This is a genomic window from Saccharospirillum sp. MSK14-1 (assembly GCF_003054965.1).
GTDB lineage: Bacteria > Pseudomonadota > Gammaproteobacteria > Pseudomonadales > Natronospirillaceae > Saccharospirillum.
Map to the genome: position 1 here is coordinate 22,658 of NZ_MIES01000008.1, position 17,225 is coordinate 39,882.

At 43.0% G+C, this 17,225-nt stretch carries 19 protein-coding genes; 13 read left to right on the forward strand and 6 right to left on the reverse strand.

Features of this window, described 5'->3' with window-relative positions:
* Positions 1-84: 84 nt before the first annotated feature.
* Positions 85-318, reverse strand: coding sequence for a helix-turn-helix transcriptional regulator (locus BGP77_RS18355; RefSeq protein ID WP_108163205.1), 234 nt, complete (start codon positions 316-318; stop codon positions 85-87).
* 112 nt (positions 319-430) lie between these two features.
* Here BGP77_RS18355 and BGP77_RS02690 point away from each other — a divergent pair, with 112 nt between their 5' ends.
* The 13 genes from BGP77_RS02690 to BGP77_RS02750 all read left to right on the forward strand — a co-directional run bounded on the left by BGP77_RS02690 (position 431) and on the right by BGP77_RS02750 (position 11,371).
* Complete coding sequence (locus tag BGP77_RS02690; RefSeq protein WP_108163206.1) at positions 431-1,096, forward strand: S24 family peptidase; 666 nt, start codon at positions 431-433, stop codon at positions 1,094-1,096.
* Positions 1,097-1,099: 3 nt separating this feature from the next.
* Positions 1,100-1,570 carry a hypothetical protein gene (locus BGP77_RS02695; RefSeq protein ID WP_108163207.1) on the forward strand — a complete coding sequence of 157 codons (471 nt, stop codon included), beginning with the start codon at positions 1,100-1,102 and terminating at the stop codon, positions 1,568-1,570.
* 3 nt (positions 1,571-1,573) lie between these two features.
* Positions 1,574-2,113 carry a hypothetical protein gene (locus tag BGP77_RS02700; RefSeq protein ID WP_108163208.1) on the forward strand — a complete coding sequence of 180 codons (540 nt, stop codon included), beginning with the start codon at positions 1,574-1,576 and terminating at the stop codon, positions 2,111-2,113.
* A gap of 155 nt (positions 2,114-2,268) precedes the next feature.
* Entirely contained in the window at positions 2,269-2,616 is a 348-nt protein-coding gene (locus BGP77_RS02705) for a helix-turn-helix transcriptional regulator (RefSeq protein WP_146171170.1), read from the forward strand.
* Between the two features lie 266 nt (positions 2,617-2,882).
* The gene (locus tag BGP77_RS02710; protein ID WP_108163210.1) at positions 2,883-3,131 is read left to right on the forward strand and encodes a hypothetical protein; all 249 of its coding nucleotides are present in this window, start codon (positions 2,883-2,885) and stop codon (positions 3,129-3,131) included.
* Positions 3,132-4,256 carry a tyrosine-type recombinase/integrase gene (locus BGP77_RS02715; RefSeq protein ID WP_108163211.1) on the forward strand — a complete coding sequence of 375 codons (1,125 nt, stop codon included), beginning with the start codon at positions 3,132-3,134 and terminating at the stop codon, positions 4,254-4,256. It abuts the gene before it with no gap.
* Positions 4,257-4,352: 96 nt separating this feature from the next.
* Positions 4,353-5,609 (forward strand): DNA (cytosine-5-)-methyltransferase, encoded by a 1,257-nt coding sequence (dcm, locus tag BGP77_RS02720; RefSeq protein WP_304572195.1) that lies wholly within the window; start codon positions 4,353-4,355, stop codon positions 5,607-5,609.
* 23 nt (positions 5,610-5,632) lie between these two features.
* Positions 5,633-6,010: a very short patch repair endonuclease gene (locus tag BGP77_RS02725; protein ID WP_199224181.1), complete on the forward strand. Its 378-nt coding sequence runs from the start codon at positions 5,633-5,635 to the stop codon at positions 6,008-6,010.
* Positions 6,011-6,049: 39 nt separating this feature from the next.
* Positions 6,050-7,252: a type II restriction endonuclease gene (locus BGP77_RS02730; protein ID WP_108163214.1), complete on the forward strand. Its 1,203-nt coding sequence runs from the start codon at positions 6,050-6,052 to the stop codon at positions 7,250-7,252.
* The gene (locus tag BGP77_RS02735; RefSeq protein WP_108163215.1) at positions 7,230-8,219 is read left to right on the forward strand and encodes a hypothetical protein; all 990 of its coding nucleotides are present in this window, start codon (positions 7,230-7,232) and stop codon (positions 8,217-8,219) included. The genes BGP77_RS02730 and BGP77_RS02735 overlap by 23 nt, the downstream gene beginning before the upstream one ends.
* 130 nt (positions 8,220-8,349) lie before the next feature.
* Complete coding sequence (locus BGP77_RS02740; RefSeq protein WP_108163216.1) at positions 8,350-8,664, forward strand: hypothetical protein; 315 nt, start codon at positions 8,350-8,352, stop codon at positions 8,662-8,664.
* Between the two features lie 918 nt (positions 8,665-9,582).
* Positions 9,583-10,536 carry a hypothetical protein gene (locus tag BGP77_RS02745; protein WP_108163217.1) on the forward strand — a complete coding sequence of 318 codons (954 nt, stop codon included), beginning with the start codon at positions 9,583-9,585 and terminating at the stop codon, positions 10,534-10,536.
* 424 nt (positions 10,537-10,960) lie between these two features.
* Complete coding sequence (locus BGP77_RS02750) at positions 10,961-11,371, forward strand: hypothetical protein (protein ID WP_108163218.1); 411 nt, start codon at positions 10,961-10,963, stop codon at positions 11,369-11,371.
* A 57-nt stretch (positions 11,372-11,428) separates the two neighbouring features.
* Here BGP77_RS02750 and BGP77_RS02755 read toward each other — a convergent pair whose 3' ends face one another.
* The 5 genes from BGP77_RS02755 to BGP77_RS18005 form a co-directional block, all read right to left on the reverse strand.
* Positions 11,429-11,662 (reverse strand): hypothetical protein, encoded by a 234-nt coding sequence (locus tag BGP77_RS02755; RefSeq protein ID WP_108163219.1) that lies wholly within the window; start codon positions 11,660-11,662, stop codon positions 11,429-11,431.
* Position 11,663: 1 nt separating this feature from the next.
* Entirely contained in the window at positions 11,664-13,556 is a 1,893-nt protein-coding gene (locus BGP77_RS02760; protein WP_108163220.1) for a hypothetical protein, read from the reverse strand.
* Positions 13,553-14,923: a hypothetical protein gene (locus BGP77_RS02765; RefSeq protein WP_108163221.1), complete on the reverse strand. Its 1,371-nt coding sequence runs from the start codon at positions 14,921-14,923 to the stop codon at positions 13,553-13,555. Before BGP77_RS02765 ends, BGP77_RS02760 begins: the two co-directional genes overlap by 4 nt.
* A gap of 2 nt (positions 14,924-14,925) precedes the next feature.
* Positions 14,926-15,999, reverse strand: coding sequence for a hypothetical protein (locus BGP77_RS02770; RefSeq protein ID WP_108163222.1), 1,074 nt, complete (start codon positions 15,997-15,999; stop codon positions 14,926-14,928).
* The coding region (locus BGP77_RS18005; protein ID WP_199224182.1) for a hypothetical protein at positions 15,999-17,225 on the reverse strand (1,227 nt) is incomplete at its 5' end. The genes BGP77_RS02770 and BGP77_RS18005, both read right to left, overlap by 1 nt.

The window sequence follows — 17,225 nt, forward strand, 5'->3', positions numbered from 1 at the left end:
GTGTTTATACGGCTTTTAGAATTCTCTACAGATGTCACACTGTTGCTGTGATTCATTTGAAGAGAACCCAAGCCGAATACTCAATTAACTCGCTTTCTGGTGTTCTTGGGTTGGGGGAAATACATCGTCGAGGGTGCAGGGAACGCCGGCGGAGTTGAGAGCCGAGACTAGAATTCGGCAATCAGTGAGGCCTGGTTTTCGATTTCCAGATTCATAATGACTAATGCGTCGTTGGCCATCGGAAAAGCCAGCGATTGCGGCTAACTGAAATTGAGAAATGCCTGCTTTTAGTCGGTAGCTTTTAAGTAGTGAGTTCATATCTACTCTTAAAAAAGAACGTATCGGGCTATTTAACAGTACATAACGTACTTATGCAAGTAGAACGTTTTGGCTTTTAATAGAACAAATATGCATATTTAATTGGATTGCTATGAATACCGTCGGTGAGCGAATCAAAGCAGCGCGAATCAAAGCTGGTTTAAGTCAGGGTGACCTAGCGTTTAAATGCGGCTGGGAAAACGGGCAGAAAAGAATCTCAAATTACGAAAGTGGTTATCGAGAGCCTGGCTTCTCCGAAGTATCAAAAATTTCAAGAGTTTTGGGTTTGAACGCTGCTTGGCTAGCGTTCGGAGGTGAAGAAGACCAAATAAATCAAGTTAATGCAGCTTTAAGTGTTGGTGACGATATTGTATTTCCGCTTTTCACCGAAAAGGAAGTAGTTTTAGGTGCCAACAAAGGTCATCTAAATATTACTGAAGAAAATCAGATAAAAATTGCTAAGAGTAGTCTAACAAACCTTCGTGTGGATCCTCAAAGTGTTGTGTGTATTAGAATCTCTGGGAATTCAATGTCTCCAGTTATACCTGATGGTGCGATAATAGGGGTTGATTCTGAGTCAGTTTCAATTAAAGATGGAGATATTTACGCTGTTCAAAATGGCGCCCTAATTCAAGTAAGAGTCGCTTATAGATTGCCTGATGGCTTCCGATTTAAGTCGTTTAATGAAGCAGAATATCCTATTGAAAGCGTTAAAGGTGAAGAGGCAAATGCGATAAAAGTTTTAGGTAGGGTGTTTTGGTATTCGGTATTGAGGTAGCAAATGGATTCAGTAGAAGATCCCAATTTCCAAAAAATGAAGTTGATTGTTAATTTAGGGAAGCACGTTGTTACTTATGTTGCCATAGTGGCCTGTGTTTTCATGGCTTTCATGTCAATAAAGGAACTGTCAGGTAAGGAAACTAATGCTGCTATTGATGTGAATTTTTCTGCTGAGGCTAGTTTAAACGGGGGCGGTGATGAAACTGACTCATTAGTTGCTGTTGTAGAAAGTAGTTTTTCCTCTGAAAAGCTATTTTTAGATAGATACCGTTATGACGAATTACTTACTTATGGCGTATTATTTTCTACAATAATTGTGCTATACATATTATATAGGAGAGAGAAGTGGCTCCGTTTGACCAAAACTGAGGCTTTAAGTGCCCAAATAAAGTTTCTTGAAGACAGATTTGATCCTGAGCGAAGTAGTAGCGAGTTAACTATTCGAGGGGAGACTAATCCTGAGGACCTTTAATGTATGATCATTAATCCGTTTTTTTATATTGCTTTGGCAGCTTTTGTTTACTTGATGTTTAAAGTTTGGCCAGATCATGTAGTAGATTATTATAGAGATAAGATTTTCACTGAACGAGATAAGATGTTTAGAAGGGCAGTAGAGGGAGAGTTTTCTTTTGATGACCCTAAATATCAATATGCAAGAGCAGTTTTAAACTCTTTATTACGTTATGCGCATGAATTTGATTTTTATGCTGTATTTTGGGGTATGAAAAAAGCGCATATTCGTAAAGTTAATAAACAACCTCCGGTGAATCTCTTGTTTTTACCAGAGTCTTCAGAATCTGAAGATGAAGTTGCTAATTCCCATGAATTAAACGTATTTATTATGCGAGGGATATTTTTAATGACTAAGTTGTTAATTTTAAGGCAGCCATTATTCTTACCCGTATTCTTATTATTAGCGGTTTTTTATTGGGCGAAGAACGGATTCCATGAAATTAGAAGATCTACAATCAACTCAAAAATAGAAAGAAATATCGCAAATGGTTTGTATTGCTAGATATTTAACGATTACTTAACTAAGCCCGCATACTAGCGGGCTTTTTTGTGTCTGAAAAACGGTAATAGACCCTTCAGAAAAAAGAACATTATGTGCTTGACAGAACATATTGGGCTATAGCACTATCAGTCCATATCGTTCTAAATGGTACGAATATGACACCATCCACACAGATAAATGCACTTCCATTAGCTCCAAAAGAGCTTCTTTATCTTTCTGGTCGAGCACATGGAATGAGCAACAAAGAGGTCGCTCGAGAATACGGCGTTTCTCATCGGACCGTTGAAGGGGCGATGCGTAATATCCTGTATAAACTTAATGCTCGTAAGATTACCGAAGCCGTGTTTAAAGCCACCAGCGAAGGGTTGTTATGCGTGGTAATAACTTTCGCAACATTGGTAACAGTCTCTTTGGCAAATGATCAGCCTTTTCGAAAACCTTCCGGTCAGACACGTTCATCTATTAATTACCGGATTCGTATAGGCAGAAATGGCTATGTCTAAATTAATAAGTCGAGTCAGACCACGCCAATCTAATCCTAATCGCATTTGCACAACTCAAGCGATTTTAGACCACCAGCAGTTATTGATCTGGCGAGCAAAATGGTTAGATGACAAAGGCGAACAAGCAACTATTAGCGATCTACTCGATGAATTGGAAAAAGTAATCGATGAGTACAATCGCTCAATGAAGATGAGGGTCGTCGGATGAGTAAGTACTTATTATTAACTCTGACTGAATTAGGTAGCAAGATTTGGAGGTCGATTTAATGGATCAATTAATGAGCATTAGGGAATTTATTGAATTGCGTTACACGCCTGGTAGCGCACCTCAAATCAGAACTGTCCAGGATCGTATTAAACGAGGTGAAATACCTGGTGTTAAAGATGGTAAAAACTGGATGGTTAACATCACCGAATTGAGCCAGAGTAATCGTCCGGCTACAAATGACGTCGACGATATTGTTGATCTGATATGTTCGGGTAAAAAGAAAAGCGGCTTAAAGGTAGTAGGGTAGATGGCACCGAAAAAGCGATTGGGTATAAACAAAGACTTACCCCCTTACTTGTATCCGCAAGGTGAGCGTTACTGGGTTTATAAAAATCCAAAGACGGGTGAGCGAACTGGGTTTACTGCTACTCGTGAAAAGGCGATAGAAGTCGCTGTCCGAGCAAATAGGCGATTGATGATGCTGGCAGATCCACTGCAGAAGATTCTTGATCCGAAAGGCAACACTATAGATGCACTCTGTACAAGGTATCAAAAAGAGAGGCAACATCAGCTTGAGCTGGCAGAAAGCTCTCTGCAAAACGAGAACTATAGAATCAGCCGAATTTCATCTGAGTTAGGTGTTCTTCAAGTAACCGATATCGATGTTCAAGTACTATCCGAATGGCTTGATTCTAATTTCAAAGGTTCACCGTATGTTAAACATCGTGGAACGCTAAGCAAGTTGTTTGAGTTTGCGATCGCAAAGGGTCTCTATAAAGGTAGCAACCCTGCAGCGGCAACCTTAACTGCACCAAAGCAAGATACCAAAGTTCTGCGGCGACCACTTAAGAAAGAATGGTTTGATGCTATACGAAGAGAAGCGCCAGAATGGTTGCAGCTCATGATGGACTTTGCCCTCATTACGATACAGCGCCGCGGTGATCTGCTAGATATGCGTTTTGATGATATTGAGGAAGCGCCGTCGGGAGATAATTATCTGAAGATTGTCCAGCAGAAAACTGAGAAGCACGGCGAAAGGGCATTTCTCCGAATTAAAATAGGGCGTGAGCTTGATGAGCAGATACGTAAAGCGAGGCAAATGATGCCGGTATCACCTTATATTATTCACCACCAGCCAAAACGCAAAGTAAGAAGTAAGGACAAAAAGCACTGGACTCAAATACGCGGCGATTATGTCGGCAAGCAGTTTGAGAAGTTACGGGATGTTGTTCCTGAAATTAACGCTATGCCGACAGAGGAAAAGCCGACCTTCCATGGAATCAGAGCGTTGGGAGGTGCCCTTTATCTGCAGTCGGGGTATTCCGATGAATATGTCAATCTGCTCATGGGCCATACAACGATGAAAATGACAGACCACTATACCGACCAGCACATTATCTGGACCGATTGCGCAGCAGAGTTGTCGCTGTGAATACTGTATGAATATACATAATTGTTGACATCTTCTAAGTTTAATTTAGTATCGGCGGGAATAAAAATGGAAATAATTTCAAATAGGTCACCCAGATTGGATACGATACAAAAACTACATGAAATCAGCGAATTTCTAAGTGAAGAGCAGATCGCTGAGGCGCTCGATATTACAGTTAAAACCCTTAAGAACTGGTTGAAAGATGGATCTGTTGTTAAAGAAAAACAGGTTGAGGGCGGCCTTCAACAGTTACTTCACAGTATTAAGTTTCCACCTGTAAGTATTCGCTCAAAGTTTACTTATATCGACCTGTTCGCGGGAATTGGGGGGATTCGAAGAGGGTTTGACAAGATTGGTGGTCATTGTGTCTTCACATCTGAATGGGACAAGTTTTCTCAGAAGACCTATCGAGCCAATTTTAAAGATAATCACCCGATCGTAGGTAATATCAGTAAGGTTGAGACCTCGCTGATCCCTAACCATGATGTTCTGTTAGCAGGTTTTCCATGTCAGCCTTTTTCGCTAGCCGGTGTCTCCAAAAAGAACTCACTAGGTAGAAAGCATGGTTTCGAGGATGAGACTCAAGGGACGCTTTTCTTTGACGTAGCCCGGATCATAAAGGACAAGCAGCCAAAAGCCTTTCTTCTCGAGAATGTGAAGAATTTGGCAAGTCACGACAAAGGCAAAACAATGGAGATCATCCGTCGGACTCTTGAGGAAGAGTTGGGGTATAAAGTTCACTATAAAATTATCAGTGCAGATGGTTTTGTGCCACAAAAGCGTCAGCGAATCTTTATGGTAGGGTTTCGTGAAGATACTGATTTTACATGGGATGATTTTAACCTTCCTGAGCCTGGCAGCGTGACGATGAAGGCTGTACTTCATCCGGAAAACGGCACTGAGAAGCCTGAAAGTCCTTTTACTGAAGGTGAAGATGCTAAGGTGGCTGAGGATTTTATAATCACGCAGAAACTTTGGAAGTATCTTCGTGATTACAAGAAAAAGCACGAAGCTGCAGGAAATGGTTTTGGTTTCGGTCTTGTTACAGAGAATGATATCGCACGAACGCTTTCGGCTCGATATCATAAAGACGGTTCTGAGATTCTTGTCAGCAGAGGCGGAAGAAAGAACCCAAGACGTTTGACACCAAGAGAGTGTGCTCGATTGATGGGGTATCCTGAAAGCCACCTAATTCCAGTTTCCAATACTCAGGCTTATCGACAGTTTGGGAACTCGGTTGTAGTGCCGGTAATTGAAGAAATCTCGCGAATTATGGAACCACATATTTTGAGCCTAATGGAGCAGGCTAAGCATCACGAGCCTGAGCAGAGGGAGCTTTGGGAGACCGCCTAACTAAAGATCAAAGAAGCCGCAATATGGCGGCTATAAAGTCCAAAGATACCAAGCCTGAGATGCAGGTCAGGCGATTCCTTCACGGGCTTGGTTTTCGATATTCTCTTCACCGAAAAGACCTCCCTGGTAAGCCAGACATTGTCCTCCCAAAGTACAAAACACTTATCTTTATACATGGCTGTTTTTGGCATCACCATCCTGGCTGCAAATATGCCTACACTCCCAAATCACGAACCGACTACTGGCTGGAAAAATTCCAAAAGAATACCGCCCGGGATCAGATTGTAACTAATCAACTTGGCAAACTAGGTTGGCGTGTGATAATTATATGGGAATGTGAAGTGAACAATGGTCGATATAAAGACTGGATTATTGAAAAAATAGTCAAAAAGATTTCTTAGTTTCACTTTGTTTGTATCTTTATTTTGTATGAAAGGTTGATGATGGACTTTTCCGATTGGCTTGCCGAAGTATCTTCACAAGAGTATCGAATCTATATTAAAAGGCTATCTGCTAACGATACAGGTGCATCAGGAGGCCACCAAGTAGGTATCTATTTTCCTAAATCTGTATTAGGTGACATTTTCCCCTCTTTGACTCCAGATAAGATTCAACCGGACAGTTTTTTCAAAGCAACGGTTGAGTCACATGATTTACCAGAGCAAACGCTTAGAGCCATTTACTATAATCAGAAAACACGTAATGAAAAGAGAATTACTCGTTGGAAAGACGGAGTACATTATAGCCCACTACAAGATCATGAAAGTACAGGTTCCATTGCTGTATTTGCTTTTGAAGCTGACGGAGCCAGTGATTGCCAGTATTTGAGAGTTTGGGTATGTAGGCATCTCGGGGAAGAGCAATTATTAGAAAGCATGATTGGAAATGTTGAGCCAGGCGAAGTTATTTATGAAAATGGCCAAACCATATTTAGTGGGCCTTTGTTTAGGCAGCCACTCAATGAAGAGTCGTATCCCAAAGAATGGAATACTAATTTTCCTACTGGAAAAGAAATTGTAGATTACTTGTTTTCAAAAGGCTTCTATTCCGAATTATCCCCAGACAAAAGGATTCTAAAGCGGAGAGTTAAAGAATTTGACTTGTTTAAATCCGTCGAAGCATCTCACGTGATACCGGTTATTAGAAACGGTTTTCATGATGTAGATGAATTCATTTTCTTAGCAAATTCAATCCTAAATCGAAGGAAATCTCGTTCAGGAAGGTCGTTGGAGCTTCACCTTGAGAATATTTTTAAGGAAGAAGGGTTGGTCAACTTTGGAACTCAATGTGTGACTGAGGGAAATAAAAAACCAGATTTTCTTTTTCCAAACTGCAGTGCTTACCATGATCAAGAATTCCCATCTGAAAAGCTTCGAATGCTGGCTGTTAAGACAACGGTTAAGGATCGTTGGCGACAGGTTCTAAATGAAGCATCAAAAATAAATGTAATACATCTGTTTACTCTTCAAGAAGGTGTATCTTTAAATCAATTTAAGGAAATGCGGAGCGAAAACGTGAAGCTAGTTGTTCCTAATGGAAAAAATAATAAAAAATTTCATGAGGATATTAGGGAACATCTAATGTCACTCGATGAATTTATCAATGAAACTGGAAGGGAATATGACGGATTTAACTCTAGATGAATACAAAATCTTTATAGATTTACTTGCTACAGGTGTCCACCATGACTTAGTTAGGAAGAAATCTGATAAAAAAAAGATACGTCCATACGCTTCAACTGCATTTGACGATGCCGTTCACAATAGGCTTGTATCGTTAATCGGTGAATATGAATATGTGAAGGGAAACAAAAACCGATTTCCTGAAAATAAGATACACCCAGGCGGTTGGTTTATTCCGTATCAAGATAAGGAAAATCCAATAAATTCTGAAGGTTGTTTCTTGTTTTTTTGTGAAGCAATTGATGAAGAAGTAGACAAATACCTAAAGACGATTAAAAAGTTCTATTTAGGAAATATATTTGTACTAAGAAGTAGAGACGTTGAATTTAAATCTTACAGCATTGAAGAAATATCAAGTTTAGTTTCATGTTATCAATTTGTAGATGGGAATTATATTCATTTCAATTTAGAAGATGTATTTCAGGGATATACTAAAAAGAAGTTATATAAAAAAGAAGTGCTGACGGATGGGCAGTATAATCATTTAGTGGAAATGCATGGTGTATTTAAAGCTTATAGGAAGGAAATGTTGCATTCATTTTTTGAGAGGTTGATTATCGATCATTACATGTTTGCACAGTATAAGCGTGGTACTCTCAGCGACATCGATTTCGTGTTATGGGCTAAAAACAAGCCTTACTATATAGACGTCAAGCGTAAGTATGCAGATGAGAATTCCCACTTTGGAATAAATGAAAAACACCTTCCATTTTTTATGCATTTAGAAGAGTCATCTGAAGGCGAGTCTGCATATGTTGTTGTTGTGTATGACAAAGAGACAGGTAAGACAATCGATATAAAGCGAACGCCTATGCGAAATTTCTTTGAAAGTAGTTATAGAGCTGGAGGGGCTGGTGGATACCAAGTTACCGATCTCAGGACTAAAGGTGTTCCTAGCTCTGAAATGAAAAGTATATATGAGAGTTAGGACAGCGTAAGTTAAATCCCTTAGTTTAAAAGGCATAGTTTAGAAGTAACTATTAAAGCACACTTACCTAGCAAAGCATGATTCAGATAATAACTTGTATAGGTAAGTGTGTTTTTTTAAGGAGCTTGTAATGAAATATATCGCAATGATAAATAAACCTGATTTAGAGAAAGAGCTATTTTGTTTAGGTGAAACGCCAGAGGTTGCACTAAAGAATATTGTGTTAGAGAACAGAAAGCTGTTTGGAAGTATTGTAGGTAAAAAGATAAAAGTTGAAATATTCAACACTTTGTACGACGTAGAGCCGGTTGAACGGAATGATTTGCCGGAGCTTGATGTTTTATTAGGAGAGCGATATGGACATGAGTGGGTGAATTCTTATTTTTGCGAAACTACAAACAAAATTCGATTTAATACTACAAATGTATCGCTTCCTAACATTTGATGTACCCAAACCTATCTCGATATTTAAAGTGAAATGTCTGATTCTTTAATTAAAGTGTACTGTTACAAGTCTGAATACTGTATATACAAATCAGGGGTGGCATCGGGAGAGTCTTATGGTGTGGGCGCTAGGGCTGATTCAGCAGGCATAGAGCGCTACTGTATATTCAAAAAATACTCAAAATGTATTCAAAACGCTGAATCGAAGACACAAAAAAGGCGCTTGTAAGCGCCTGATTTGTAAGGAGAATTCTGGTAGGACTATCCAGATTTGAACTGGAGACCTCTGCCATGTCAATATTGATGTGGTTTTTCCCTAAGTTATTGATATTTAAGAATAAATGCCTTTAGTCTGGTATGTATTTCACAGCAATTTACGTATTGAAATGCAGCTTCAAGTTGTTTCAGAAACCTGTGTTTACTTGGCTATACTGACCGGTTTAAATATATGCCGAGTATAGCTATATACGGACTTAAGGGTCCGGATTATTCATGAAGACATAAGATGAATTCTGATTGTTAAGCTATTGTTTTAGCGGTAGTAAGTAATAATTCTGAAATACTAAAAAAGTACCAATTGGACATGAATATGTTCGAAATTTTTTCTCTATTTAGAATAAAGGAAGTTAAGCAAATTTGCTCTTAAATTGAAATTTGTAAACCGGTTGAGCTTGATATTCAAACTCGTATTAATCGACAATTACCACCTACCAAAACATCAACACCTATGCCAGAAGTAAAGGCACCTAAGAAGGAAGAAGCTAAGGTTGAGAAAAAGGGATTAGAAGGCGAGTGAAGCAATCATTCCTAAATTAATTAATACGTGGCGGGTGAAAGAACTCGTTAACAAAAGTTCTCTCACCCTATGCATTAAAGATTAGCTAATCACTTGCTAAATCTTTATGAGGGAGGATTTGATTTGACCGAACATTCACTGAATAGTTTTGAACGCAAGGTTGCAACTTTCACCTCTATTGGTGTGATAGCACTATTGGTTTTTCTTTTGATTAGAAACCAAGAGTTTGCTGATCCAAATTTAGTCGTAATTGCAAGGATATTAATGTCCCTGGCAGTCGCTGTAATTGGAGCAACTATACCGGGCTTCCTTAATTTAGATTGGAACCTTAAAGGCTTGGTTGTTCGAGCAGGAGGTGCATTAGCCCTATTTGTTTTGACTTTCATTTCCACACCTAAAGTTATACAGGTTGAGAAGGGAACGATTGAGGAAGACGAAATAAGTCCCTTAGTGCAGCCAGCTCTTATTTCAATGCAGAAATTAATAAGTTTTATTGTACCTGCAGTGAACGCAGAAGAAATAGCTGCAAGTCCCGTATATGTTAGATCCGCACTTAAGGGAGTGAGCGAAGCTCAGCGCTCTGATTATGACATTATTTTATCTAACAACTCAGATGAACAAATACTTCTAACAAGTTTCAGAGTCAAATGGATTTATATTAGGGGCCCCTTTAGTTCAGTTAATTACGGCGCAGCAATAAAACCAATTGCTCAATATTCATTGCCACTGTTTATAGATCCTGATAACGCTAAAATTCTTTGTAGAAGAAAACAAGCGATGTACCCTCCGATTTTAATGCCACCTAGAAATGAAAGTGGCCCCAGTATCACAAACGTTAGAATTGAAATGTTATATAGTTTTGAAGGAAGCAGGATCGATTGGCATCCATCAACTCCTTGGGACGTATACTATAAGGTGGAAATAATTGATGAAAAAGACAGAGTTATTGAGGTACTGAGCCAATCATGGAATGAGGGTTCGCTTGAGGCTCCATTCGAGAGCATTATTCTAAATATTGCTCCAGACAATATATCAGAAAAAGAGATGTTGGAGATTTGTGACGGCAAAAAGAGCTAAACAGCGTTGTTAACCTTTAGCAATCATAGATGTCTTACGTGTGCTGCATTATCCAATTGTAGATCGTAGACAATTCACTTCTAGTCACCTGCAAATCGTTTCGCTAAAAACATTGATCGCAAACAGGCTAGAACTTAAACCTTGCTTGTAGCGTTAGTGTAATTACTGATGGCAGTTACAGCTAACTAGCCACTTCCTTGTAAATATTGTCTGGTTTTTAGCTAACTTATTGATTATTAAGCATATTAATTTTCAGATCGTAGTGCTATTTTTGTCGTGTTTGTTTATCATTGTCATTTAGATGATAACCTATATAGTAACAACTTAAAGTAAGAAGTGGAGGGCATGAGCACTTGGCTCAGAAATGCTCTTTAAAATAGAGACATAAAAGGAAAGTAGGTTTAATACAGTGTTTGGAATTATAATGTTCTTTATTGGACTTCTTGTTGGTATTACAGGTGGATATATCATCGGTAATAAGGTAGCAATTCGTAATGGTAAAGTAGATTCGAAATATGAAGCTGCTTTGGAATTAAGAAGTGCATTTTATCCAACAATCCTGAAATTAAAACATGGGGATGAACCTTCATTTATAGTTGCTAAAGATTTCAAAAACCATCAACTTGCCGCTATCGAGTTTTCAAATTTTTTAAGTGGTGGGGAATTAGAAAGTTATTTGAATTCATTAACAGATTACAATCATTGGTACAAAACAATGTGTACTATGTCACCTGAAGGTATTCTTCAAAAAGACTCTGATTCTGAGTATTTGGTGGAAAAAGAAAAAGATCCAATTCACTTAATCAAGGTTATACTTGATCATGCGGATGTTTAATTATATTAAAAGTAATCTTTTCATTTTAAGTGGCACCTATTAGCAGTTTTAAATTTTCTATATTTCAATTACCACGCTTGATAAATCCGGCACCTCATACTCAAGCTGTCCATCTTTCATAATAGCTTTCTTCCCACCGGCAACTGTTTCTCCAACAACAGTAATCTGCTCACCACCTCTTAGTTGGACCGTGCTTGTTCCGTCGCCGTTGTTGCTGATAACTTTTACAACTGTTCGTCCTTTCCCTTGCAGCAATCCTTTGAATTTTAGCCATGGGTTACGTGTTGCCATTTTATGCGTTCCTCTCAATGGTCACGTTCTGATAAACCGCTGCGCCGCCGCTTTGGGCTACGCTGATGCTGTTGCTTAATACCAAGCCGATATAGTCCTGCTGTGCGTCGTTGTGTAGCACTTTTAGCAATTGGCCGGGCAACAAAACACCGGGGACCGCTTGGCTCTCTGGAATAATAATACTGAGTGTTTCAATGACTTTGTTCCCGGTTGCGGCCAGTTCGTTTCGCCCTCTGGCGATGGCTGGCTGTGTGTCGGTAATTAGGTCGTCGAATATGTCCGGCATTGGATTCGTGCCGCCTGACCCGGTTCTTTGTACTTCGACGCTAACGCCTTGCTCAACGCCCGAGACAAAACACGCATTAAATTCCTGCCCCGGTTCATATTTCCCGCTGCGTGATCGAATCATTCCGGCGTAGACGTTCGCGTCTGGTGCGGCGGTGTCCCAATGCCAGGGGGCGACTTTATAGCGCGGTTGCACCTTCCATTTGTCCTGTGCCTGATCCGGTATCAGAACACCTCCGGCGGCGGTGACGATTTGCGCGACTACCTGCGCGGGGGTTTTGTCTTGATAACGCAGGGCGCCTATTGGGATCGGCCAGTCGGGGAGGGCGTCGTCGCCGGTCGTTGACCAATCCAAACTAAAGCCGGTGTTTTCGAGTGCTTTATTCGCGGCCTGTGCTGCTGTCGTTGCTGCGGTGTTGGTTGCTGTGCCGATCGGCGCAAATGGTGCGGCCATGTACTGCGTTCGGCTGGTGCCGCTGATCTTGAATTTTTTGGTCGGGAATCGCTCGTCGCTGGTGTAGCGATCGATCGCAAATATCCATTGATGACCGTTTATCCTAACGCTGATGTCTTTCATGCCGTTGGCGTCGGGTTGCACTAATGCGAGCGTTCCTTCCCCGAATAGGTTGCCGCTGAATTTCCACGCAAGCGAATCTATATCGAGGCCGATACTGACGCCGTTAATATCCAGCGGTGTACTGGTTGCAAGGTCGATAATTTGAAGTGTGTTCATGGTTAGATATACCGTTCTGATTGTAGGTACTGGGGCGGGATCGTTGGGTTCCTGTTCGTTTTCTTCAACGGGATAGGTTAGGTTCCAGTTTCGCCAGCTTGTATCGCCTGCGCCCCACGGTAGGCGCCATCGACTGTCGCGTGGTGTTGCTTGTCGTGCGGTAAGCTCGGTCGCTTGGTCGTGCGGAACGATCGGGCGTTTTGGTTTTTCCCATCCAAAATTGAGCGCGACGGCGTTCCATTCTGTCGGCGTGTACGGTTCGCCGAATGTCGCCAGGCTCAAAAGTAACGGGCCACGGTCTGCGTTAATGATCCGCTGCAGGGCGATCGAGTCGTCGTATAGATTCCCGAATTGATCAACGTGAAAATAAGTAATCGCTTGCAAAATATCGGTGTAGGCGCTGACGACCAAAAACGAGGCTTTAAAGCCGCGGTTATCCTTCACCGTTCCCGGTTGCCATTGCGCCGTTTGCACTCGGTCGTGTGCGTTCGATTCACGGTATGGAATCAAAAGGTTTTGTTGGGTTGGTTGCCCGTAGTCCCACACCTGACCGGATTCATGGTCGGCTACTTTTGACTCGTTGAATCGTGCCGATATTTCCAGCGGTGCCGGGATGGCCTGTTCAAAACTGGCTCGGGCCGAATGATCGCGCACGATGGCCGTTCCAAGAGGGCCAAGGATCGCAAAATCGGCGCTGTTCGCTCTGTTGATTGGCGCTGCCCAGGTTCGCGTAACGGTTGGCCGTACCCATGGCAACGGGACTAAGCCCACTGCCAGGGTGAAATCCAACACAATGTCTAGTGTCGGTTCTGGTCGATAGTGTTTGCCTAAAAGATTGAGGTCTATCGTGTCGAAATTTTCTGGCCGATAACTCATTCTACTGGGCGCTCTTTTTTAAGCGGCTCCCAATTCGGAAACATGGAATCGATCGTTGGCGGTAGGTTTGTAAATAGGTCTTTATCAAATACGAAACTAGACGATCCATTCTCTCGAACGCTTATGGCTGGCATCCAAGGTAATGCCGGGTTTGAAGGTGTTAAATTTAAAAAGCCGCCTTTACTTGCTGCGCCGACGTAGAAGTGAATTTCATTACTCGCCGCTCTAAAAATGACTGTTACTATGTCACCCGCTGCCATGGTGAGTATCGCGTCTTCACTGGAGCTGGTTAGATTGAAGTAGGTTCTACCTTTTGCCCAGTTTCCAATGCTGTCTTTTGTGGCTGCATTGTTTTGTCCTAGATATAAATCCTCGGTGAATATCTTGTTGGTGATGCCGATCAATTGATCATCGCTTGCGGTGATTTGTACCTGCCAAACAATGAACCGTGTATCGTTCGGTTGAATTGGCGCGTCGACATAAAAGTTTGAATTGTTGAGGGTGCCATCGTCGCCAACCGATAGGCCAACCGCTAACGCCTGCTGGCTGCCAACCATTGCGATTGCTTCTGACGGATAAACAAGTAACTCTCTGGTCAGTACTTCGCCCTGAATTGGACCGCTCGCAACGGGCCGATAAAACGGTCGCGGATTCCAGGTGACGCCGCCATCGATAACGGCCTCGTTAGTTGACCATGTTGGTTCGTTTTCATCGGTCACGCCTGCGGCTGTCGCTTCATAAACGTAACCGTTTGGAATCGTCGGGTGAACGATTGTCCCGGCATTGATCGCCGTTATTCTCGCCCAGCTTTCCCCGTAATAGTCCATTGACATTGCGATAACTGGCCCGTCCCAATCGGGATAGGTAATATCGAACAAGCCATCACTTTGACTCATGGTTTCGGCTATGACTTGACGCCCTGCGGGGTCGTCTTTAATGATCAAAATCGGACGCCCAGCCGGTGCGCCTTCGACCGCAACAGTACCGGCAACTTTTGCCGTTATACCCGAGCCACCACTTGCGGTCCCGGAATTATCGACGGCCACGATCGTTACTTCGACGTCGTTTTCTACGTCGAGCCGGGTGCATATATAGGCTTTCGTCAAATCACTTTTCGGGCTGTATAACTGCAGGAATGGAACGTCCCTTGTGTAATGTTCAAAAAGCGTGAATGTAGTGTCACCCGGTCGAATTGTTTTAAGAAAAGTACCGCTAATCATTCCGGCCAGGGTTGCGCCATTTATCGCTAACAGATTGATCGTACCGTCGACGGGCGGGGCGTCATCGATAACATTAAGCGCGTATTCTCTTTTTGGTATTTCTGGCAGTTGAAACTCGCTGGCTTGGTCGTCTGTAAAAAATCCCATAATTACACCCAATCGGCCGGGTTCATGGATACAAAATACCCACGGGTGCTATTGGATTGAAGGTTGACGCATAGGACGTCATATCCATCCAGGTTAAGGATCGGCTGCCCTTCGTTTTGTATGCCCAGCCTTTCATAAGCGTAATAGTGGATTGCGTCGTAACTGGTCGTCTGTACGCATTGACGCCAACCGCAGGCTTTTCCGAAAAAGTAAGAAAAATTTGACGGGTCGGGGTTGGCCGCGCCTTTGTAATACAGATAACAGGGAGTATGGGGAATGTACGCGTTATGCGGGCTAAACATACTTTGGCTACAGTTTCGGGCGCTCATTGCCATCTGATCGGTTGATTGTAATGCGTCGCCAAATGGATTGGTTAGCGCAAGCAACCAGACTAAGTTAACGGAATTGGCACCTGACCCGGAAATGTAGTTGTTTCTATTCGTGTAATTTTGAGCCATTACGACAAAATTGCCCACCGCATCGCGGGGCTGGTGTACGTTATGAACCGCCCCGGCGTAAAGATGCATATAGGTGTTTGGGAGGTTGAGCGAACTGCTATCAGGATTGGTTAGCAACCAAAAAATGAACGTTTTATCGGTTGCGACTAGCCGCCACCCGTAGGTACTCGTTAAGTCTACTTGGTTGATGCTTGCGTTGGTTAGGTAGGCAACGTAAGTCTGTAAACTTTGGTTGGTGTTGTCGGGTGTGAAATCGGCGTTGTAATCGGTTCGTGAGCCGACGCCTATACTGTGACAGGCCGGGTCTGCTCCGTCGTGATAGGCGTTGCCGACGCCGTACTGACTGACGGATTCGTGAATAACATAGGTGACAGAACCGGTTGACGTCGAAATAACTTCGATGATGCCGTTACCATTTCCGAATGCGGCCCGCTCTTTTTCCGGTGTCATGTCCCAGTTTTCCAGTGTCCAACCTGCGCCCGGTTTGCTGCCGTATCCGTCTACCAGGCAGGCGCGTAATATATCGAGAAAGTTAACTGCCGAGTTATAATTCGCATTGGCTCGGGTTGGGTTGGGGGCGCTTTCATCCATCCATTGATAAAGTGTTGGTGTTGCCATTAGTTGTGATCCCCTCGTAATTCAATTTTTAGCTGATCGTCTGTTTCGGTGGCTTGGCCGGGTAAAATGGTTCGGATTAACCAAAGCGGTGCGGCGGCGGCGTCACTGTCAAAAAACACGCAATTGCCAGGGTTCCAGCCGGCGCCCCAGCCATCGGCTTTAAATGTGAAATAGGGGGTACCTGTCTGCGGGTTGACGGGTGAAAAGTCGACGACGGTTGTTCCGCTGGCGACGAGTCCTCGTTCCTCGCTGTATAAGCTGAAATTGGTGGTCGAGGTAAATTTGATCATCCAGCGATCGGGTACGGACCCGGAATTATCGATCGCAATCGGGTAGGCAATGTCGTTGTATTGCGCGTCGGTATCGATCCCGGTGTTGCCATAACCAATATCGGTAGTGTAACTGACTAGGTTCTTAATTCGTGCCTGTAAATGGCCCAGATAGACCGCTGACGCGACCCAACTATCGGCGGGGTAATCGTGGGCGACGGGTTGGGCTAACGTCAGTTGCCCGTCGATTCTCGCCTCTGAACAGAGCGCCATGTCATCGATGCGATGCACAAAAAATAATGGCCCAGTGAGTGCGTTGTCGCTGTCGTCGACGGCGCTAAATGGTGATGCAAGTGTCGCGGTACCGGTGGCCTTGTCGATGGTGACTTGATCGGCTTTTAATCGTGTGCCGGCGCTGTCTTCGATCCATGCGTCGTGCAACTTCTCGCGGCCTGCATCGATGACCATTGCGTCAACGGGGCTGATGATTTCGTCTTTCTGGGTGTGCGTCAAAACCAAAATATCGGCATCCCTGAAAATTGGGACGCGACCGTCGGCGGGTAGTCGAACCGGGTCTAAACCTAAAATGCTCGATTGCAACGGAATACTTTTGAACGAAACGGCATTGTAAAAAAGTGAACTCGCCAACATCGGCACGGCAAATTTAATCGAGACTAAACCGTCGCTCAAATGGACGTTATTGTCGCCCCCGGTGACGGCGTTTCCGGTCATGTCGCCGTCGCCGCTTTCGGCTGCGGTGTAGTCGGTGCCATCGATGCCCTTAGCTCGAATGGTGAAGCCGGACGGGCGTAGTGGGCTGTTGACGGTTCGGAAGGTGACGCCGTTTAGAATATTGAACTCTTCGCCGATCAAAACAGAAATCGGGATGATTAAGGCGGTCGGCGGTCTGCCGGTGTAGTCGCTGATTTCGATTTTGCCGTTTGTATAATCGATGGT